18 protein-coding genes and 2 pseudogenes are annotated in these 20,684 nt (G+C 60.7%); 5 read left to right on the forward strand and 15 right to left on the reverse strand.

What is annotated here, in order from left to right; all coding sequences use genetic code 11:
* Positions 1–193: 193 nt before the first annotated feature.
* On the reverse strand, positions 194–628 hold the full coding sequence (locus tag FV227_RS11225) for a hypothetical protein (protein ID WP_147858935.1): 435 nt from the start codon (positions 626–628) through the stop codon (positions 194–196).
* A 1,139-nt stretch (positions 629–1,767) separates the two neighbouring features.
* On the opposite strand from FV227_RS11225, the pseudogene FV227_RS29795 reads away from it, so the two are divergent.
* Together FV227_RS29795 and FV227_RS11230 are read left to right on the forward strand one after the other, a co-directional pair.
* A pseudogene (locus tag FV227_RS29795) lies at positions 1,768–2,012 on the forward strand (Y-family DNA polymerase); the annotation flags it as partial.
* Between the two features lie 75 nt (positions 2,013–2,087).
* Positions 2,088–2,507, forward strand: a complete 420-nt coding sequence (locus FV227_RS11230) for a DCC1-like thiol-disulfide oxidoreductase family protein (RefSeq protein ID WP_187274761.1) — start codon at positions 2,088–2,090, stop codon at positions 2,505–2,507.
* Here FV227_RS11230 and FV227_RS11235 read toward each other — a convergent pair.
* The 6 genes from FV227_RS11235 to FV227_RS11250 all read right to left on the reverse strand — a co-directional run bounded on the left by FV227_RS11235 (position 2,494) and on the right by FV227_RS11250 (position 7,087).
* Positions 2,494–3,837 (reverse strand): cytochrome P450, encoded by a 1,344-nt coding sequence (locus FV227_RS11235; protein WP_147842407.1) that lies wholly within the window; start codon positions 3,835–3,837, stop codon positions 2,494–2,496. The genes FV227_RS11230 and FV227_RS11235 overlap by 14 nt on opposite strands.
* On the reverse strand, positions 3,830–5,092 hold the full coding sequence (locus tag FV227_RS11240) for a hypothetical protein (RefSeq protein WP_187274762.1): 1,263 nt from the start codon (positions 5,090–5,092) through the stop codon (positions 3,830–3,832). The genes FV227_RS11235 and FV227_RS11240 overlap by 8 nt, the downstream gene beginning before the upstream one ends.
* The gene (locus FV227_RS28960) at positions 5,089–5,475 is read right to left on the reverse strand and encodes a hypothetical protein (protein WP_187274763.1); all 387 of its coding nucleotides are present in this window, start codon (positions 5,473–5,475) and stop codon (positions 5,089–5,091) included. The genes FV227_RS11240 and FV227_RS28960 overlap by 4 nt, the downstream gene beginning before the upstream one ends.
* Positions 5,472–5,621 carry a hypothetical protein gene (locus tag FV227_RS28965; protein WP_187274764.1) on the reverse strand — a complete coding sequence of 50 codons (150 nt, stop codon included), beginning with the start codon at positions 5,619–5,621 and terminating at the stop codon, positions 5,472–5,474. The genes FV227_RS28960 and FV227_RS28965 overlap by 4 nt, the downstream gene beginning before the upstream one ends.
* Complete coding sequence (locus FV227_RS11245; RefSeq protein ID WP_147858937.1) at positions 5,621–6,052, reverse strand: hypothetical protein; 432 nt, start codon at positions 6,050–6,052, stop codon at positions 5,621–5,623. Before FV227_RS11245 ends, FV227_RS28965 begins: the two co-directional genes overlap by 1 nt.
* Positions 6,053–6,214: 162 nt before the next feature.
* Positions 6,215–7,087 carry a HEAT repeat domain-containing protein gene (locus tag FV227_RS11250; RefSeq protein ID WP_187274765.1) on the reverse strand — a complete coding sequence of 291 codons (873 nt, stop codon included), beginning with the start codon at positions 7,085–7,087 and terminating at the stop codon, positions 6,215–6,217.
* Between the two features lie 545 nt (positions 7,088–7,632).
* Here FV227_RS11250 and FV227_RS11255 point away from each other — a divergent pair.
* Entirely contained in the window at positions 7,633–8,208 is a 576-nt protein-coding gene (locus FV227_RS11255; RefSeq protein ID WP_147858939.1) for a PilZ domain-containing protein, read from the forward strand.
* A gap of 159 nt (positions 8,209–8,367) precedes the next feature.
* Here the strand turns inward: FV227_RS11255 and FV227_RS30310 are convergent, their stop codons facing one another.
* Positions 8,368–9,492 (reverse strand): GGDEF domain-containing protein, encoded by a 1,125-nt coding sequence (locus FV227_RS30310; protein WP_281406244.1) that lies wholly within the window; start codon positions 9,490–9,492, stop codon positions 8,368–8,370.
* Positions 9,493–10,030: 538 nt separating this feature from the next.
* Between FV227_RS30310 and FV227_RS11265 the strand changes: the two genes are divergently transcribed.
* Positions 10,031–11,818: a GGDEF and EAL domain-containing protein gene (locus FV227_RS11265; RefSeq protein ID WP_147858941.1), complete on the forward strand. Its 1,788-nt coding sequence runs from the start codon at positions 10,031–10,033 to the stop codon at positions 11,816–11,818.
* A 590-nt stretch (positions 11,819–12,408) separates the two neighbouring features.
* Here the strand turns inward: FV227_RS11265 and FV227_RS11270 are convergent.
* Entirely contained in the window at positions 12,409–12,627 is a 219-nt protein-coding gene (locus FV227_RS11270; RefSeq protein ID WP_147842400.1) for a hypothetical protein, read from the reverse strand.
* A 65-nt stretch (positions 12,628–12,692) separates the two neighbouring features.
* Here FV227_RS11270 and FV227_RS11275 point away from each other — a divergent pair.
* Positions 12,693–13,875, forward strand: a pseudogene (locus FV227_RS11275) (IS3 family transposase).
* Positions 13,876–14,266: 391 nt separating this feature from the next.
* Here the strand turns inward: FV227_RS11275 and FV227_RS11280 are convergent.
* The 6 genes from FV227_RS11280 to FV227_RS11310 form a co-directional block, all read right to left on the reverse strand.
* The gene (locus FV227_RS11280) at positions 14,267–14,737 is read right to left on the reverse strand and encodes a hypothetical protein (RefSeq protein ID WP_147858942.1); all 471 of its coding nucleotides are present in this window, start codon (positions 14,735–14,737) and stop codon (positions 14,267–14,269) included.
* Between the two features lie 544 nt (positions 14,738–15,281).
* A complete protein-coding gene (locus FV227_RS11290) occupies positions 15,282–15,698 on the reverse strand; it encodes a DUF126 domain-containing protein (RefSeq protein WP_147842397.1) in 417 nt (138 codons plus the stop codon).
* Entirely contained in the window at positions 15,695–16,948 is a 1,254-nt protein-coding gene (locus tag FV227_RS11295; protein WP_210246711.1) for an aconitase X catalytic domain-containing protein, read from the reverse strand. Before FV227_RS11295 ends, FV227_RS11290 begins: the two co-directional genes overlap by 4 nt.
* Position 16,949: 1 nt before the next feature.
* Positions 16,950–18,230 carry an MFS transporter gene (locus FV227_RS11300; RefSeq protein WP_147842396.1) on the reverse strand — a complete coding sequence of 427 codons (1,281 nt, stop codon included), beginning with the start codon at positions 18,228–18,230 and terminating at the stop codon, positions 16,950–16,952.
* A gap of 496 nt (positions 18,231–18,726) precedes the next feature.
* A complete protein-coding gene (rnhA, locus tag FV227_RS11305; protein WP_147842395.1) occupies positions 18,727–19,389 on the reverse strand; it encodes a ribonuclease HI in 663 nt (220 codons plus the stop codon).
* 302 nt (positions 19,390–19,691) lie between these two features.
* Positions 19,692–20,363, reverse strand: a complete 672-nt coding sequence (locus FV227_RS11310; RefSeq protein WP_187274766.1) for a DUF2786 domain-containing protein — start codon at positions 20,361–20,363, stop codon at positions 19,692–19,694.
* Positions 20,364–20,684 lie beyond the last annotated feature (321 nt).

Raw genomic sequence — 20,684 nt, forward strand, 5'->3', positions numbered from 1 at the left:
ACTGCTTGTAATTGCCCGGAAGCGTCGACGGCTGAAACCGGACCGCTGCCGAGTGTGACGATGTTGCTGAAATCCGTTTGAACCTTCCCAACGTAGCTTCCATACGGAATCGCCGCGATACCAGCCCTCGCACCAGGGTTTACCGGGAAGTTGAGAGTGCTAAACCACTCGCTCCAACTGAAACCAGACGCGCCTAAGTTTGTGCCCGACCCTGGAAGAGAACCGAGAGAGTTGCCCGGGATAAAGACTCGAGCCCTTCGTTCCTCCAAGCATCTCTAGCGGTTTCACTGGAGACATCATTACCGATTTCTCCGGTGCCAGAACCTAAATCGCCGGCATCGCCCTTAATCTTAGTTAGAGCGGCTTGCGCAACTTTCTGAGAAAGATAGTATACGCCTTTGTAGACTCTGGTTTCAACTGTTCCTGTAGCTCCATAGATGTCTTGAAGAATCCTGTTTGCGGCGAAGGCCACCCCTCCGACATGCTCGCTGAAGCTTGCAATCTTGGACTGGACGAGTGCTTGGTTGTTGCCGGTCATTGCATAATAGGTTTGATAGAATCCAATTCTATCTCCGTTGGCGAGCATTCGCTCGAACGCTGCAATCTCCTGACTCGTGAGTGCCACCATGCCGTTTCGCACATTTATTGACATCACTCAATCTCTTGATTTGTATTGCATTTTATTGAGTAGTTGATCAGATTTTTTAATAAGTGCGACCGGATCGGCGCTGTTGATTTGATTGTAAGCAATCTCTACTCCAAAGCCTTCCCTCGGATACTTTAAGCTACAATTTAGTGAAACACCTTGCGAGTTGATGCATGTCTGCAAGATCAAAATACCGCCAAACTCTACGAATAACCTCTCGTGTTTTCTTTCATATGCAGGGAGTAAACATCTCGGCGCGGCATTTTCATTGAACGTATAAAGGTGCGGCCGGATCAAGCTTCCTCTGCAAGGGTTCAATCTATCCGATACCGTTCTTAGATGAGATGCCAGAGGCGTGCTTTCGACACTGATCGAGAGTGTTCGACGTATAATTGTTTCAAGCGTAAGACCGGAAGGGGCCTCGAAGTCCTCAACTGGAGGATCCTTGATCAGATGGGCGAAATAGAGCGATTTGGGCAGATTGCTGTCCAGATGTAATGTTATCGAGATTTTTCCCTCATGCGGTTCGGGTCCGAACCTCATATCCGAGATAAATGCCCTTTCGAGCCTCAGACGCATTCGGCGACTTGGATCAGGTATGCTCGCACCGTAGGGATCTCTTCGTGCCCCGACTATTTCCACGTCGATTAGCGACCGATTCGTGTACCACGTCGTCAAGCGCTGGATCGGAGCAAACGGAGCCCGATGATCAGGTGCCGCCTGAGTACGAAGAACTCCGATGATGGACGTCGAAATCAGTAAAAGACATGCGGCGGCAGACCCATGTCGCCGATGAAACATAATAATGCCACAGCTTTTTCGAAGATGCGATCTGCGCGATTCGGCGCGCCTTGCATTTGTGATAGATCGCATGGCAACAGCAATCTGCCTGATTCAAATCGCGAACTGAATCATCTAAGCACGCAAGCTTGACAGCAGCAAGACGTTTCTCTTCTTTGATCGCCTCGGACGGATCGCCCAAGCTTTATGAAACAGGGTTTCACATGTGCATAAGACGCCTGTATTACATTAAGTTTATCAAATGTGTGTTATCCGAGACAGCAGTGACGAGGTATAATTTTTCGTGACGTCAGGCTGATGTTCGGCGTCAATCTCGAACCGCTTGCCTGCCGCTGGAACTCGTCCCGGCCCGCCGGAAGAGCTGCGCGTTGACCGGTCGTTCTCTGGCCGCGTCACCGACCGGAAGACCCGGGACGAGGCGGTGGAGGTGGACGCGTCACGGCTTGGGGAGAAGATGCGCCGGGACGGGCTCGGCACCGTTCAGATCACCGTTTACTACCACACGAGAGAGCACGATTGCGGCGAGCCAATGTGCTCGGTCTCAACGGTCGTGAACGTGACGGAGGTCCTATATCGATCTCGTTCTTAGGCTACTATGGCAAGCATTCTTTCGAGGCGCATTGTGAGCAAGTGGATAAACGTGATCGATCCCACCGCTGCGCCAATCTCGGTGATTTTCGATACCCGCTGCATGCTGTGCAGCCGATGGGTCCGCTTTCTGTTGCGGCACGAGGCCGACCGACGGTTGCATTTTGTCGGAGCCTGGTCCCCGACCGGCTTGGAGATGGCCGCACGCTACGGGTTCCGTCTGCAGGACCTGCAGAAGACCTATCTCGTCATTATCGAGGGTGTCGCGCTGGACCGGTCCGACGCCGGCTTGGCTTTGCTCGGCCACATGAAGCCGCCGTGGCGCTGGTTAAGGCTGTTGCGAATCGTGCCCAGGCCGCTTCGAGATCTTGTGTACGATGTCGTCGCCCGCAACCGGTATCGCTGGTTCGGAACCATCGACACCTGTCTCATGCCCGATCCCGCGTTGCGTGACCGCTTTACGCTCGAGTGATCCTGACCGGTTGCCAGGTCATTGGTAATCCGCCCGTGGGCCGAAGCGAGAATTTGGGGTCCGGACGGGGTGTATGGGGGACAGCGACGGGTTCCCAGCGGCCGAGGATCGTCGCCGCGACCACGCAGGCTTCGACCAAAGCGAAATTCTGGCCGATACAGATCCGCGGCCCGGAACCGAACGGCAGGTAAGCGTAGGTCGGCCAGGACGGCGCTTTCAGAAAGCGCTCGGGATCGAAGCGATCCGGATCGGCGAACCAGCGTGGATCACGGTGCAGGGTGTATGGTACGATTTGTACGAGATCGCCTGGGGCGATGATGTTGTCGCCGAGCACGACCTCTTCCGTGGCCTGTCGCAGGAAAAGCGAATAGGCCGGCGGCCAGAGCCGCAAGACCTCGGCAATGATTGCGCGCAGGATCGGGAGCTGCGGGAGATCGTCGATCCCCGCCGGCCGTCCGGCCAAAGCGGTCGAGACCTCGTCGACTGCCCGTTTTCGCCAACCCGGATGCTCGACAAGAGCGAGGAACAGCCAGCTGAGGAGAGCGCCGGATGTCTCGTGCCCGGCGATCAACAGGCTCATCGCATCGTCGCGAATGGATTTCAGTCGGCCGTCATGCTGTTGGACCAACATCGCGAGAAGGTCGCCTCGATCCTCGCCCCGTCCTTCGATCCGACCCTGCGCCAGTCCGGTGACTACGTCGTCCATCAGTCCCATCGCCCAGCGCTTGCGCGCCTTGGCCGGCAGCGGCAGCCAGTCGGGAAGCACGAGCGGCGCGGTCGTCTCACGGAAAGCGGTTTCGGACAGGATCTGTATCGCCCGTTCGACCGCATCGCCGTTCGACAAGGGCTCTGCGCCGAACAACGTGCCTGTGGCAATATCGAGGGTCAGGCGCGCCATGACCGCATCGGTGTCGACCGTGAGCGAGCCGGCGGTGATTGCCGCATCGAACCGTGCGCACAGTCGGGCCGCATGATCGGCCCCCGTACGGGCGTACTCTTTGACGCGCCGGGTCTGAAACGCGGGCTGGACTTTGCGGCGTCGATCGCGCCATCGGGCCCCCTCTTCGACGATCAGGCTATCGCCATTCCACTGTGCGATCACGCGCGTGAGTTTGCGAAAACGGATGAAGGCTGGGGCTCGACCGACCAGCACCGTTTCGATCTCGCGGGGATGAAACAGCAGCCACGACCGGTAAGGACCGAGGCGCAGGCGAACCGTGTCGCCATAGCTCTGGCGCATATCGGCATAGAAGCGCAGTTGATCGCGTCGAATTCGCCAGAGATGGCGGATCCCGAGCAAGGGCGAACGCGGATGGCGGACGTTAGACACCGGCCGTCTCCCGCCGCGCTACGCTCGGACGCTGCAGCGTCTGCAGCGGCAATGTCACGAGCAGGATCGCGGCTCCAACAAGCGCCCAGCCGAAGTGGACATGGCTCAGCGCCTTGGCGCGGGCGGCAAGGCCTGTAAAGGCCTGGGTTTCGTTCGGCTCCCGATAGGCAAGTCCCACATGTGGCACGGCCAGCACCGTGAGAAAGATCGCCCGCTGGCCGGTGAGCCAGGCGACGAACCACGCCTGTTTCGGGCAAGCTGGATCGTGGATCAGGGTCGCGGACTGTGCGAACCACGGTCGCCAGCGCGGACGCCATTCCGGGACATGCGTGCGATACTCGGGCCAGCCTTCGGGGAAGCGCCGCAACAGGTCGTTTCGGTGGTGCCATCTTACCATGCCGACGACGAACACCCACGCCATGACCGCGGCTGAGGCCACCCATGGATTGCCGAGGACGGCACCCATGACGATCCAGGTCGCAGCAGTACAGGCCTGCATTGGATTGATGAGGTACCCGAATATCCCGGATCCGACGAGACGTTTGGTCGGGTCCAATGGGATGGCGGTGCCCTCGCCATGGACCGCGAACATTTGCACGGCGGACAGTCCCATGACGATCGGCGGTAAGGCGACCAAGGTGCCGAGGATCAGCCGCCATGGCGGGATCGCCTCGAGTGCCCACTGACCGCCGGTACCGTGCAGAATGAACGAGGGGATGACGAGGAAGGCGAGGCAGCCGTAACCGAACGCCAGCAGAGCGGCCCTCCTCGGGAGGTGCACGTCCTGCGCTGTCCATCGGGCGAGCGAGAGAGCGGGCAAATGAGCGATGGCAAAAACGAGAACGACCCCGCCCATCCAGCCGGGTCCAGCCAACACCAAGGGCTTCAAAGACGAAAAGACGGTGCCGTGCAAACCGATGATGATCGGCAACACGAGCCACAGCGGTGCGACTGTCGGGAAGGCGAGATACAGAACTGGACCGAAGAGCAGCGCACCCCCGAACCAGATGTCGACGGGCAAGCCCTGCAGCATCAACACGTCGCCGCCGTAGCGCCACCACCCAAATTGGATGGCGAGCATGTGTGTGGCGAAAACGACGCCAAGACCGTAGAGGAACGCAAACAGCGCGCCGATCAGCATGCGGTGGTCATGACGCGCACGCCAGCCGAGCAGCATCGCGAGCGCGAGCGGCCCTAGGAACAGTGCCCATCGCAGTGCCCACAACATGGGCACCGGCAGGTCGAGCGCGATCATGCGACGACCAGATGCGTCAGGGGATCGCGGATCCGCGAAGGCAGGCGGGTTTCGAAGATTTCGACGACCAGGAACACGACGGGAAACCCGAGAGCTAGGTATAGTGCGATCGTCGGCAGCAGAATGATGAGCCACAATTGAATGATTGCGCCGGCTCGCATCAGCAGGCCTTCCCGCGTTCGCGTCGGTGGCATTGCGACGAGAACGATCAGCAGGACGGCCGGCAGAATGGCACCGAACGGGAATGTGAGCAGCGGTGAGGGATCGCCAACTTGCAGGGCGATGATCACCGTGGCGATCCGATATCCCAGTGCTGCTGCCGTCAGGACCAGTGCGACCCGCCGCGCTGTCGCCCGGAAACGAAATGTGGCAAGGTCCATCATCGGCCTTTAACATCTTCCCCGCCCTGAAGGACGGGGAAGATGTTAACGATGGGGATCGGCATGGCGACCACGGCCATGCCATACAGACCGGCCCGACCGAAGTTGATCATGACGAAGGCCACGAGCCACCAGGAGAATTCGCGCATCACGCAGTGTCCTTTGTGCGAGAGGCTCTCCACGCGACATACATCAGGTGGAGTGCTCCCCCGACGCAGAGGCACAGGGAGATCCAGGGAGTGAGCCACTTCTTGGAAGAGACGGGATGCCCGCAAATCTGCTCAACGGGGACGGTGAGTGGCTCCCCTATATGGACGACACCGTTCGGCGCGAGTTCCGTCCAGTCGTGGCAATAAGCCCCATTGGGAAGGCGATAATCGATCGTGCCCCACGTGTGGTTCTTGCGGGGGCTGACGGTCACGATGGTGCCCTCGACCTTCGATGCCGTCGCTAGGAGGCGTTGGTCGCTGAACTGATCGCTGGCGATCACCGCAAACATGAGGATCCCGAAGGCGTAGGCGACCACGCAGATGACGACGCTCACCTTTTGAACGACCGTGCGGCCTGGGATGGCGATCATGGGCGATCAACGATCACATTGTGCAAAATGGGAATTGAGTGAAGCAAAGCATGTATGACAGATGCCTGAGAAATGGCCTGTCGCAACCCGCGTCAACGCTGGAAATCGGCCGGCTCGATGTCGCCGTAGACGACCGACGGCGTATCGAACAACCCGTCATCCTCACGCAGGCTCAAGGCGCTGAGCTGAGGCTCCTCCGCTGGCGTGATGCTCGACGACCATAGCGGATCCAACGCTATCGCAGATTGGACCTGTCATCGCCGTGCTGGATATCGGCTCCGCCAGGCCGCACCCGCACGCTCGCAGCGCGTCCGTCATGGCCTCCCGCACCGGGTCGCTTCTGCAGTGCATGCTCGGCTTCGGCAATCGATTTTCAACGTCGCGCAGGGCCGGGCACAGGGTGGGACTGGCCGCCATGATCGCTACCTCGAGCAGAACGGGAGACGGGCCATCGCTCCGCAGGGCCGCGATCAGCGTCTCGGTACCAACAACGTCGCCCCTGCGCGCGAGACCGCACAACGCCTCTGCGCGCCTGTCGCAATCGGGGTCGGGGAGGCGGTTCCGTAGCGCGACGCGGGCGGCAGGCGTGTCGCGCTTAATTTGCTGGCCGAGCGCGAAGGTGGCCCAACCCCGCACCTGCGCCTCCACGTCGGCGGACAACGCGATCAGGGCGACGACTGCTTCGTCGACATCGTACTCCATCAGACCATGCACGACCGCATAGCGCACGTCTGGATCTGGATATCCGTGCAGTCCAACAACCGCTGGGATCGACCGTGGGTCGTACAGGTGGCCCAGCGCAACGCAGGCGGAGGCCAGCACACGGGCGTCGGCCGGTCCGGCGACCTCGGCGAGCAGCACAGCGAGCAACGCCTGGTACCGCACCTCGTGGAATTCAGTGCTCACCCGTCCGTCGCCTACACGCAACTGGCCCAGCACGGCCGCGGCCACCTGGCGCTCGCGCGGGTCAGGGCTGGCGCAACACTCAGCGCAGAGGTCGAGCACCGCTCGGCTGCCGGTGCGTTGGAGCTTCACGATGGCGTCCTAGGCTGTGGGCCCCCTCGGCTTGCCCGACGCTGCTATGTCCGCGTCGTCGAGGCGTGCGACGGCGAGCGCCATTAGCGCGTGCGGATCGTCGGTTCGGTTCAGCGTCTCCATGCCGCTACTCTCGTTATGGACAGGGCCAATCCGCAGGGGGGCACCACAACCAGCTTTCCATCCTGCACATCGATCAGCTTGCTGTCGAAGTCGACCTGCTCCGTCACGCGTGGATCGAAGGGTACGCTTTCGATCACTCGGCTGCCGCGACCAGCCGTACGGCCGACCAGCCGGTTGATCAACGATAGAGACCATTTCAGCGCTCCAGCCTTCCAGTTGACCGGCGCACACATCTGCACGGGTACCGCTTGACGCGATGATGCCTGCTAGGCCGGCAGCGGACGGACTCAGCTGCCCGTCAGTCAGCCCTCCACCGCTCTCGGCGCGGGGGACAAGTAGCTGTTGGATCAAATGCAACTGTCCGCCTAAACGCATAGGCAGGTCCAGGTTCTTCATAGCTTGCCGATGAAACAACCCGCCCCATGACCGAGCGACGTTCCAACCCGCGCCACGCCATCATACTTCCCGCGCTCTGCTGGAGTGGCAGCGGGGCCGAGTTCCATGCCATCACCGTGGACATTTCCTCGGAGGGCATCCGTATGCGCTCAGCGACCATTCCCCCGGTGGCGGCGCAGCTCGGCTGCTCGATCCGCGGCGTCGGCGTAATGGACATTCGCGTTGTGCGAGCGGGTCCCGACGACTTCGCTGTCCGCGTCGTCGGCCGTGGCGTTGCGCCTGGCCAGGTGGTGCGCAACCTCTTGGAAATGGCTCGACTGCAAGCTCCGCCGGTCGAGGACGTGCGCATCTGCCGTCGAATCGTGCCTAAATGTAGGGTCGTGCAGGTCACGATGGCGGATGGCACCAGCGTTCCGGCACAAATCCTCAACCTGTCGGCCACAGGCGTCGCGCTGCAGGTGGATGCTCCGCTGGATGTAGGGCAAACGATCGTGGTTGGACGGCAGCGAGCGAAGATCGCGCGTCGCATTACCGGTGGCGTCGGTGCCGCCTTTCTTGCGCCCCTCGATGAAGCCACGGTGGGTGAACACACGGTGCTCTGACGCCAGGGCGGGGCATCCGTGTTACGTCAATAGTGTGAACTTACGACCGACATCCGATGCTAGGCACCAGACTGCATAGCTTATACGGACGTTATGAGGGAATTTCGGTTGATGTGCCTCTCGGTGGGTGAAGCCGAAGAGGGCTAGACGCACCTGCCCTTAAGCACCACCTTGGATCACGTACAGCGATCGCCTCGATGGCATCCCGGGCTTCCGAGACGACTTGATGCGGTAGGAGGCTTCGTCGGCACGCATCAGCAAGCCGTCGAGATCGGTAGGCTTGAGCGCCGACACAGCGTGACCGACGCTCGCGCCGATCCGAACGTCCTCACCCACCAGTCTGAACGGCTCCTGGAGATACGTGGTGATGCCCCGAGCGAGACCTTCAACCTCGCTGTGTCGGTGCATGCCGGGTTGAAGAACAACGAACTCGTCACCACCCATCCGAACTGTGGTTGCGTCCGGTCTCGTCGCAGCGACCAAGCGTTCAGCGACCAGCTTCAGCAGGGCGTCGCCCATTGCGTGGCCATAGCGATCGTTGACCAGCTTGAAACCGTCGAGATCCAGGCAAAACACAGCCACCGCATCATCAGGGCTAATGGCCTGAAACGCCGTGCGTAGGCCGATCCGATTGGCCAAACCTGTCAACGGATCCTTTTGAGCGAGCATCGCCATCTCGAGGCGCATGCTGAAATGTCTCACCGCGGTTTGGTAGACATGACGGACGCTTTCAAAGCCGCCGAGCAAGAACATGAGGAATATTGCGGCGAGAATCAAATGTGGACTGTCACACCAGAGACTTGCCGAAATGAGGGTCGGACCAGCGGACGAAATCAGCGCAGCCATCGCGATCTTCGGTCGAATACCCAATCGACTGACCACGCCCGAGCAATACCCGAACATCAACCCTGTAGCGAGCATCTGCAATTTTACATCGTCTTGAAAGAAGATCGATGCTGCGATTATGCCAACTGACACTGCCATGAGCATCGTCAGCGCAGCATGCCATAACTCCCAGTCCATCGGTTCCGAGGTTTGGAGATCGTTCCGTTTGGCAAATTTCCGCTGACATTGCATCAAGCCGAGTTTGCCAATTGCGCCCAACGCACCACATGCCGCAGCTGGTAGCAGGATGACGAGTTCGGTCGATACATAGGCGAAGACCGCGATTCCGACGATTGTGCACCCCATGATACTGGTGGGCACCGTCGAATAAGCCAAATCTGCCACTAGCGCGTTTCGAACGGCGATGCTTTCGATCCTGTTCTTACGGCCGATGCTCACGTATTGGCTCCATACTGGCTGATATGGCATCGCGCTGAATGTGATAAAGATTGGTTAATATCGAGCTCTAGCCGCTGATAATCCATGTCGGGCGGGAATCACACATTCGTTATAGGGACGTGATCTGCCTTAAGAAAGGTGAACCTTTGCCAAGTCTGTGAGATTGGCTCTTTGAGAGGATACTCGAGTTTGCTCGTGGCTGAACTGGGCAGAGGTTCTCGGATTAGAGGGGGTTACGGGGCGGATCCGCGAGATTCGCAATGTCGCGACGACGATCGCGACCGCCGTCGAGCGGACACGTGCGGCTCGCGCGCAGGGCCCGTGGGGGCAAGGGTTCCACGATCTTGCCGGGGGGGGCAGGCATCACTGCGCCTGAGCTGCTCAGGTACTGACGTAGAAATAAAACGGTAAACCATCTCCCCCGTTTCAGCTCGGATATAGGATAGGGTATTCAGGCCATCTTAAGGCCGATGGCATGAGCTCGGCAAAACGTCGTCGTTTGAGACGATGTTGCTTATCGCTCGACGTGGGATGCAGGATGGCCGTTCAGAATGTCGAACGTCGCGAGGTGAAACGCCTGGCCGCCCTTCATGATTTGCGATTGCTTGATACGTCCCCGAGCGAGAGTTTCGATCGCATCACACGGATGGCGAGCCATCTGTTCGGGCTCGGCATTGCGGCCGTATCGCTGACGGACCTCGATCGCCAGTGGTTCAAATCGCGGGTCGGTCTCGATGTCGAATCTATGCCACGCGAGGGTGCGCCATGCGCCGAAGTGACCGCGAATGGCAGCGTCCTCGTGATACAGGACATCGCGCGGCATCCGGGGTACTGCGACACGCCGCTGGCCAGCAGTGGCGCGCGCTTCTATGCGGGTGCGCCGTTGTTGACGCGCGACGGACTTGCGATTGGCGCGCTGTGTGTCGTCGGATCGACGCCACGGACGTTCACGAACGCCGAAACTGTCATGCTGCGTGATATGGCTGCCATGGTGATGGCCCAGGTCGAACTCCAGCATGCCTTCGGGCGCATTGATCCGATGAGCGGTCTCCCCAACCGGACGCAATGCCTCGACGATCTGAACGACCTCGTTCGCACCGAGGCCAGGAGCAGTCAGCGCCTTGTTGTGGTCGTGGATCTCGCCTCGCCAAATGAGGTCGACCATGCAACCCGTGTCATAGGCGCAAATTTCCTCGACGATCTGGTCAAGGAGGCCGCAGACGTTCTCCGGTCCATTCTTGGACCGACACGCTCGGCCTATATGCTCGGCGCGAGCCAGATTGCGTTTCTTGCGCCGTCTGGCGTTGTCGAGGCGGAGTACCTGCACCACTTGGCGAAGATGCTCGGCGCGATCCGCCAGAATGCCAGTTCGCGTTTCGTCACCACGGTCTCGCTCGGTGTGGCGCGGTTCGACATCGGGCTCACAGATCCGCTCGATGTCTTACGCTTCGCGCATTGCGCGGCACAGGACGCCCGCAAGACGGAGGGTAAGGTCAGTTTGTACTCGTCCGAGCAGGACACCCTTTACCGACGACGATTCGATTTGATCAACGCCTTCGGTCAGGCTCTCGACGAGCCCGATCAGCTCACCCTCGTGTTTCAACCCCGCATCGCTTTGGCGACCGGGATCTGCGTCGGGGCAGAGGCGCTGCTGCGATGGACCCACTCGACGCTCGGTGCGGTCTCACCGGCGGAATTCATCCCGCTGATCGAGCGGATGACGTTGGCCAAATCGATGACGATGTGGGTGCTGAACGCCGCATTGGAACAGCTCGCGGCCTGGCAGGTGTCGGACCGGGATCTGGTCATGGCGGTGAATGTCTCGGCCGGAAACCTCAATGAGCCGGATTTCGCCGAGCGTGTCATCGCCCTGCTTCAATACCACGACGTCCCGGCCGGCAGGCTCGAACTCGAGATTACGGAAAGCGCCATTATGGAGGATGCCGGACGTGCCTTGGAGCAGCTTCGCAAACTCTCTGAGGCCGGCATTCGGCTCGCCATCGACGACTTCGGGACAGGCCACAGTTCGCTGTCGTACCTTCAAATACTTCCCATCGATACGGTCAAAATCGACCGCGCGTTCATCGCGCACTGCACCGAGGGTGGAAAGCAACGCAGCCTCGTCGAGACGATGACCAAACTGTCCCACGATCTCGGCTTTCAGGTCGTGGCGGAAGGCATCGAGACCCAAGCGATCGCCGACCTGCTCCTCGAAATCGGCTGTGACGAAGGCCAAGGCTATCTGTTCGCGCGTCCCATGGCGCGGGACGCCTTCGAGCGGTGGTTCGACGGGGCCGACGTTGTGTACAACACCCTTGCCGCGTGACAACGCACCTCCCTGAAGGACGGCGCTTCTCGATCGAGCAACGCGGCAATCCGCACGCTGCTCGATGGAACGCCGTGTCCCAGCTCGAAGGACCTGTGTGGCGGCGACTTCACGCGCGAGGTCGCAGGCGGAAGCACAGCATGGCCTGTGCAAAGCGGGCGACTTCGCCGCATGCCGGGGACTTCCTGGACATGCCACCGGGATCCACACCAGGAACGAGGCACCTGTACCGGCATCCTCGTCTGTAGGATCGTTCATACACGCATCGCAGCCTTTTATTCCGTAGTCCTGCAATCACGTGTGGCAGGGGAGCTCGCAGCAGGCGCGAACATCCGGGCGTTCCAGGCTTTTGCCTCAGCCTCGATGATCGCACCTGCGAATTTGAATAAGTTCTGGATCCCGCTTAACAGCAGGCTTCGCCATCTCGTTATTCGTCGTTGCCATGCTCATCGGGGGGGGCGGTTTGCACGAGCGATCTTTTGACCTACGTTCCGATCATCATCGCGATCGCGATCCTTGCGGTGGACGGGCGACTTCAACTCAGCCGTGTGACAATCCAGCGCCTGGAAGGGTGCGAATTGCCGCCACGCTCAGTGAACGGCGGGCTGCTCGCCAAAGGACCCCGGTGATCGCATTGGGGTTCCTGGGCGCATCAGCAGACGCGAGACGGCTTCATCGAACGTTAGGTTCTTGCCCGCCGCCAACAGGCAATCGGTGAAATAGCCGAGCCGATCGAACTCCTGCTGCGCGACGGGGACGGTGAGCTGCAGCCGCCGCGACACGGATGCACTGGCGGGGGGCGGAGCCATGTGGTCCGCCCCCATTGAAGTGGTCCGCCCTTTGATATGGCTTTTGAGCCTGGAGGACGGACAAGATGGCAAAGCACCCGAAGCCTGAGGAGATTGTCGCCAAGCTACGGCAGGCGGATGTGCTGATCTCACAGGGCCAGAGCGTTTCAGATGCAATCCGCGCGCTCGGCGTGAGCTCAGTGACATACTACCGTTGGCGGCGTGAGTTTGGCGGCCTGAAGTCGGATCAGGTTCGACGGATGAAGGATCTGGAGACCGAGAATGCTCGGCTTCGAAAAGCCATCGCCGATTTGACGCTGGACAAGCTGATCCTGCAGGAGGCGTCCCGGGGAAGACGTCTCGAGCCCTGCGCGCCGACGCGCCTGTGTCGAGCACATCATGCGGACGATGACCGTCTCCGAGCGTCGCGCTTGTCGGGCGCTCGGACAGCATCGCTCGACACAGCGTAAGGTACCGCGGGGCCGCGACGACGAAGAGGCGCTGACGGCCGATCTCGTGGCGTTGGCCGAGAAGTACGGGCGCTACGGCTACCGCAAGATCAGTGCGTTGCTGAAGGCGGCCGGGTGGTTCGTCAACGACAAGCGCGTCGCGCGGATTTGGCGGCGTGAAGGTCTGAAAGTACCGACCAAGCAGCCCAAGCGGGGGCGGATCTGGGACAACGACGGCTCCTGTGTTCGTCTTCGCCCGGAACGCCGCAATCACGTGTGGTCGTACGACTTCGTCGAGGCCCGCACGCATGACGGACGCAAGATCCGGATGCTCAATGTGGTCGATGAGTTCACCCATGAATGCCTGGTGATTCGGGTCGCCCGCAAGCTGAAAGCGATCGACGTCATCGATGTGCTCTCGGACTTGTTCATCCTGCGTGGCGTGCCTGGCCATATTCGCTCGGATAACGGACCGGAGTTCGTTGCGAAGGCCGTCCAAGCTTGGATTGCCGGCGTCGGAGCAAAGACGGCCTACATTACGTCAGGCTCGCCATGGGAGGATGGCTAAGTCGAAAGCTTTAACGCACGGCTTCGCGACGAACTGCTTAACGGCGAGATCTTCTACACACTCAGGGAAGCGCAGGTCGTCATCGAAAGCTGGCGACGTCACTACAACGGCGTGCGCCCGCATGCATCGCTGGGATACCGGCCGCCGGCCCCGGAGGTGTTCATGCCAGCCTTCTCCGCTTGGCCGGCTGCGCTCGCCCGACCAGCTCCGCCGGCCAAGCTACCCGTGGCAGAACGGCCAACCGTGCACTAACTTTACCTTTGGACCACCTCGTGGGGGTCGATCATTTGATTGGTTCTTGTCGAGCATCGTCGACCTCCTCAAGATCCGTGTAACCGCTGCGAGTATGAGTCTTGGGTGCTCTTACCGTCCGTGCAGTCTTCTTAATTCGATGACAGGATGACGCGAGATATTATCGGTTCATACCATAATAATATAAAATCGTCGTGCATTGTCGCTGGCAAGAATTAATCCGAAGCTGATGCTCTAAGTCTTTTTGGGATTGAGCGCAGTAATGTCGGCCTATGCTCAACAATCCGTTGGCCGTGACGCTCGGAGGCATCTTTGATTGTGGTTTTGTCCCGCACTCTTAATGTGCGATCGATCGAGTCAGCTATGGGTGGAAAGCGGCCGCTCGTGATCGTCACCGCTGCTGGCCTGAGGGGATCGCGCGCCGGACCAAGCTTATTGCGGAGGCGACCGCGACGGCCAACATCAGGAGCGCCAAGCCCACGAAGACCCAGGGCAACTGGAGGGCGGTCCGGCTGACCGGCCGGGCACATGGACCCGGCCGAACGCTGAGGCTGATCTGCTCCCCGATTGTCGGACTGGACCTCAGCTTGCCGAGCGACACTTCCGCGACACAGGCAACTTCGCGTCCCTCAGCCATGCCGCGGTATTCGATGGTCGCGCGAATGACACCCTGACCTGTACGCGTCGACATCACGCGCGCGTCAACAACCTGCCCATCGCGCAGCACAGCGGCATCCTCGAACTGAGACATAGCCCAGGAGCCGCAGTAATAAGCGAGGATCAAGCTACAGAGCAGCGCGGCGATCTTCTCTCGGATGCTTTGCTTTGATTCGCTGGCTCGGGTCAATTTTTCATCAACCACTATCAGGGAACAGCCTGGAGATGCGAACCACGATCCTCACCATGTCGACCTCTGAACGAGCCAATTGGTGGACCGCCACCCATCCTCGCACACACAACCTGACGGTCTGCTAAGGGTCGTGAACGGACCCAGCCATAGATTTCATCTTTCATATTTCTACTACGCAGAGGAAAGTCGCATACTGCATCGTGCAAGTTATAAGTCGCACTCTGTGCAGTGCTTTCGAACGGTCAGCGATCACACAGGCCAGCGATCTTGCGTTCTTCGGACCCCATCACGTCCGCCTAGATGGTCGTTATCGCGATGTCGGCATGTCCAAGCCAGAATTGCATTCGATTCAGAGGTATACCAGAGCAAAGGGCATGCACATAGAAATCGTGCCGCAAGCCCTTGGGCGAGGCCGCGGTGGCACCAACCTGTGCCGCTGAACACGTGAGGCAAACGTCCGGCTCATGAGTATGTCACCGGAGCGCCGACGTGCAGAAATCCACCCGACCGGGTCGTCGAGAAGGGCCGCAGATGGCGGCTATTTCGGACGCTCAGGTTAGCCAATCGTTCTCTGAGTGATCGAGATCAGTCCTTGTGCAGGATCGAGCTCGAGTTCGTCTCCCGTCGCGATCAGGCTCGTCACGTTGCCGTCGAACCGATCCATCAGCGCTAAGCCGGCGAAGACCGCTCCCTGCGCCAGGATCGGATTGACCCGATTGAAGAGCAGGCCAGCCGGAGCCAGCCCGCGCTCGACCATGTCGCGTAGCATCCAGGCCGAAGCGACGCCGCCTTTGGCCGTGTTGAGCACGAGGATGCGGCCGACGTAGCTTTGGCCGTGCAGGCGGTGTGCCTCCCGCGAAAACACTCCGCGGCTGCGGTCGAGATCGTATCGGGCGCTGAAATCATCCTGCGCGACGAGCGCGACGCCGCGCACGATGGGTCCGACACCCGGATGGCACCGCAACTGGATCATGCGCTGATCCTCCCGACGACCGCGGCGTCGACGCACTGCTCGACGGTCCCAAGGGTGGGCGCATAGCCATATCCGCCAATGATGTTCGCGAGCTTGGCGGAGGGGGTCATCAGGCGATGCCAGCCCATCGCCTCGGCCATCTCGCGAGCATAGGACTGATAGAAGCAGACGCCTTCGAGCACGAGGCCCCCGGCCGCCTCGATCCGGCGGGTGAGCCCCATCCGGTCCGCTGCCGACTTGTTCTCGGGTGATGTGGCGATGAGCAAGTCTGTCTCAGGGTGAACCGTACGCCCGTCGAGACGACGCGCGAGATCGTCGAGCTCCATCAGCGACAGCTGCGGGGCCGAGAACACGACGACATCGACCTTCTCGCCGGGGGCTTCGTAGCGCTTGTAGAGCCCTTCGATGTCGCCCAAGCGGATCACTGTCGGTTCCGGCAAGCTTCCGTCGCTGACGTCACCGAGATCGCGAGCCTCCGCGGTCAGTCCGACGAGGTGGAAGAGGGCAGTGGAGCCGAAGCTCGCCATGGCCGCTCCCAGCTGCTTCAGCGCGTCCGAGCCGGGCGATACGGTGACGCCCTCGATGACAGGGACCTCCCAGTAGCTATTGCAGGATCGACCGATGAGAGCGCCGAGCGCACCCCAATCGGCGAGATCGCGCAACGGGGCATCGACGACGAAGTGGCGCGTGGCGCGGCGATACCGATCGAGATGATAGCCATAGCGTGGAGTGCGACCGGTCAGCCCGGCTGCGAGTGCCGAAGGCCCGCCCTCGAAGTTGGTCCGCGCGCCGAAGACGCTGTTGCAATAGATGGCGACACCGGTGTCACCCATGGCGAGGTGCTCGCCGCGCGTGGGCGGCATAACGGTCTGATAGTTGATGCAGGTGTTGGTCATCAGCACGCCGAGCGCTTCCAGCGCATGAGCGGCGCGGCGTTCGAGAGCGGCCATGGCCTCGGTTTGGCCAAGGCGTCGGTAGGCGGCAAAATCGAGGCCGCGTGGATCGGTGATGGTCGGGATCCGGGTGCGACGCTCAGCTTCCGGAAGTGCGGCGAGCCGTTCGACATAGGCGACACCGGCCTCGCCCAGGGACTCCGTATCGCCCATGACATGGGCCTGGGTCACGGCGACGAAGTCAGGCGCGTCGAAGAAGTCGCCGACGGCGATCTGATGCTCGATCGCAAGTCGACGGGCCTCCCCGAAGGCACCAGCTCGCATCGCTGCGGCCTCGTCATCGAGTGCGATCGTCATGTCAGACCTGTTGATTGGGCGCGGAGAAAGGACGCTCAGGGTGCATGAAGCGGGTGCCAAAGGCTCCGCATAGCATCAGGCCGACCGTGAAGGCGAAGGGCAGATTCCAATTGCCTGTGAGGTCGACGATCCAGCCGAAAGCCCAAGGGCTGATGATCCCGGCGCTGGCCGCCCCGAAGTTCATGAACCCGCTCGCCGTGCCGGAGAATTCGGGGGTGATGTCCATCGGCACCGACCAGAGCGGCGCGATCACGAGCTCCATGCAAAAGAACCCCAGCACGAGCGCGCCGGTGACGATGGCGAAGTCGTGCGAGAACAGGATCGGCGAGAAGCAGATAGCTGAAGCGATCAGACCGCCAGCGATGAGGTCGCGCCGAGCTCGGACGACACTGCCGGTCCGGACCAGGATGCGATCGCTCAGGATGCCGCCGAGGGTGTCGCCCAAGATGCCGCCGAGGAAGATCCCGGCGGTGAACAGGGCCGAACGGCCGAGGTCGAGCCCGAAAGCACCGCGGAAAAACGACGGCAGCCAGTTCAAGACCACGAACAAGGTCCAGCCGTAGCAGAAATCGACCAGGATCACCGGAAGCATGCGACGGAACAGGCGGCGGTACGGCACCTGAGGCCTGTTTACGGGGCGTGGCACGAGTTCGGCCAGCTCCGCCTCCGTCGAGCCGCTGTGGCGGCGCGGATCATCGCGAAAGTACCAGACCCATAGGGCGACCCAGGCCAGGGAGAGCGCGCCGATGACGAAGAATGCGCCGCGCCAGTTGATGGCGACGATGAGGAGGGCGACGAAGGGCGCGGTGACGGCGTTACCGATGCGCGAAAACGCGTGCGTTAGCCCCTGGGCGAAGCTCCAGCGCTCCTTCGGCATCCAGTCCGCGATCGCCCGTGTGGCGGCCGCAAGCGCCGGTCCTTCGCCGAGGCCAACAAAGGCACGCACGACGATCAGCGAGGCCAGACCACCGACGAGGCCCGTGAACACGGTGGCGAGTGCGAAGATGCTCCCGAACACTCCGAGGGTCAGGCGCGGGCCGAGCCGGTCGGCCAATCCTCCGCCGAACAACTGAAGCGCGGCGTAAGGATAGGCGTAGGCCGAGAATACGAGGCCGAGCTGAGTGTTGCTTAGGCCAAGCTCGTCGCGGACGTTGCCGGCGGCCGTCGCGAGATTGACCCGGTCCATGTAGACGATGAAGTAGATGGAGCAGATCAGCAGCAACACGATATGACGCGTCGATGCCAGGCTGCGCCAGCGCGTGGCTGCCCGGGTTTTGCTCATTAAGCCGCGGCCCGTCGTACCCGTAGTATGCCCAACCAAAATGATCCTCTAGGCGTTCATCGATTTGCGCGACACAGCCACACCATGCCCTCTCCAGAAGGGGCTCCAGACTGCCAATTTGAACAGTGTCGCTTAGGCGATATCCCTCTAAAATTACATTCTATTTTTTCACTAATATCAAATAACTTCTTCTATTGCGCCGGACCAAAAAATTTCATTGGATTCAGAGCATGATTTAAGCCACTGAACTCCGGGTCTATATGTACAGCTGTGAAAATGCCGCGACCTTGATCGTGACTATCTAAGATTCCCGCGTTGGGAGAGGCGATTGCGCTGCCAGCTTTTGCCTGCCGGCGATCCGCGACAGGGCATTAGAAACGCTACGCTTTCGAACGTCTGCCGTTGATCGCGCAGACACTCGATGAGTGAAATGCTCGAACTCACGGCATCCAGGAAGGACTGGCAGGCATTCGTGATCCCGGGCTGTCCCGATCCGTTAAGCCCGGCTCGATCGCAGACGCGCGACCTCACCGGGGCCGATCTCGAGGTAGAAGCGGATCGCGTCGTCGACCAGCTCGTCGGGCGTGACACCCGCCGCCTTTGCGGCTCGCGTGACCTGAAGGCCGAGCGCGAGGTCTACGCGTAAGGCCGCACCCTGGTGCGGGACGACCGGGGTGGCAGCAGCCTCATGTTCCGGGGCAGCGTGACTCCGCGATTCGAGCTTGCCGAGCTTTGCCTCGCGACGGCCCTTGTGAACCAGAGCGTCGGCGCGCTCGTTGAGGCGGTCGCCGGCATGCCCCCGGACCCAGGTCCACATCACGTTTCGCGCGGCGTTCAGTTCATCGAGGCGCTTCATCAGGTCGACGTTTTTCACGTCGCCCGTTGTCGTGCGCCAGCCCTTCGCCTTCCAGCCGCGCATCCATTCCGTCACCGATTTGACGACGTACTGGCTATCGCACCGCATCTCGATGGCCGCACCGGCCGGGAAATGCTCGAGGCCCTTGATCGCAGCCGTCAGCTCCATGCGGTTGTTGGTCGTGGTGCCGGGCTCCCCGCCGCAGAGTTCGACCATGCCGTCCTGTGCCGCGACGACGACGCCCCAGCCGCCGGGTCCAGGGTTCGGGTCGCAACCTCCGTCGGCATAGACGATCGTTCGCATCATGGCGTCGGCCCTTCCGCATGGGGGTTCGATCGGAGGTCGTCACCGATGACGTAAATTGGCTGACAGATCGTATCCCTGGCTCAGGGGCGCGTGCTGATCTCGCCCGTACGCGTCCGGCAAGGGCCGCCTTTTGAGATGGTCGGGTCGGGAGGTCTCATGGAACTGCGCTGCAGCACCACCGAGCTTGCGCGTTCGTCACCTCGCCGCTGTTCGGTAACGCTCTGTAAACAAAGAAAAATAGCGCGCGGATCCCTCCGCGCGCCATCTCCTTGAACTGTCGTCGGCGGTTACCACGTCGATCATGACAAAAACTTTGGAGGTCGCGCGCCGGAAATGCCCGTCACCAGGTTCACCCGGTCGCCCGCAGCCCGACCCGCGGCCCGGGCTGAAGAGTTGTCGCGGTACCGAGAGGCTCTGCAGGGGGTAAGCGTCAACCCCAGCGCATGATACTGAGCCTCGACCACCGCATTCTTCACGAGGGCCAGGGACGTTCCATTCGCCGTGGTGGCCTTGGTTTCTCGTGCCGACGCCATGTCCTCGAAGCGCTCGGCGAGCCGGTATCCCATCGCGACCATGAATGGCTTGCGCAACTCCCGTCTCATGAACTTCTGCGGACGTGCGCTCGATCGACAATAGATATCGAAGCCAACGTCCATCGCCGATCGACACAGGCTTGTCATGTAGCTCGCAATGACGACGTCGAGCGGCAAACCGAAATACTGAACGCTACCACTCTCGAACCAGACGCGACAGCCACAGAAGCGGGCGATGGCACTCGCAGCCAAGTTGACGTCGTGGTAGCGTTCCGTAGCCGTATGCTGCCTACAACGTTCTGATTTGAGTTCCAGATCGGAATAGGTCAGCCCATAGCGATCCATGAGTTCGCCAATCTTCTTTGCAGCAGCCAAAGCTTCACTCTCGGTACACCCATTGGACACAGTTTTTGCCATCAGCGCGCGAATGCGGTTCATGGCAGCCTGCCTATTAGCATTATCCATTGCAGATCTCCGCCGCAGGCCCTTTAGACGCTACGTCTAAAACCAAAGATGTCAGTCAAGATTCACTTGGCGCGATCAGAAATGCGCGCTGTGAGGTCTCTGTGCTATCGAGGTCGGATCTGCATCTGGAATGGCAGTCTATCAATTAGTGGCTTATTGTGATCTGGGGTGAATTTATAGCGGCGTAAAATCCGTTGAGTGTTACTGCCTTTTGCGCAGAAACGAGCCAATGCGTTGAATATATTTGACGGGTTCATTGTGGGCTCCGTGATTGGGCGCGGAGCTAATTTGTTC

The organism is Methylobacterium sp. WL119, assembly GCF_008039875.1.
Classification (GTDB): Bacteria; Pseudomonadota; Alphaproteobacteria; order Rhizobiales; family Beijerinckiaceae; genus Methylobacterium.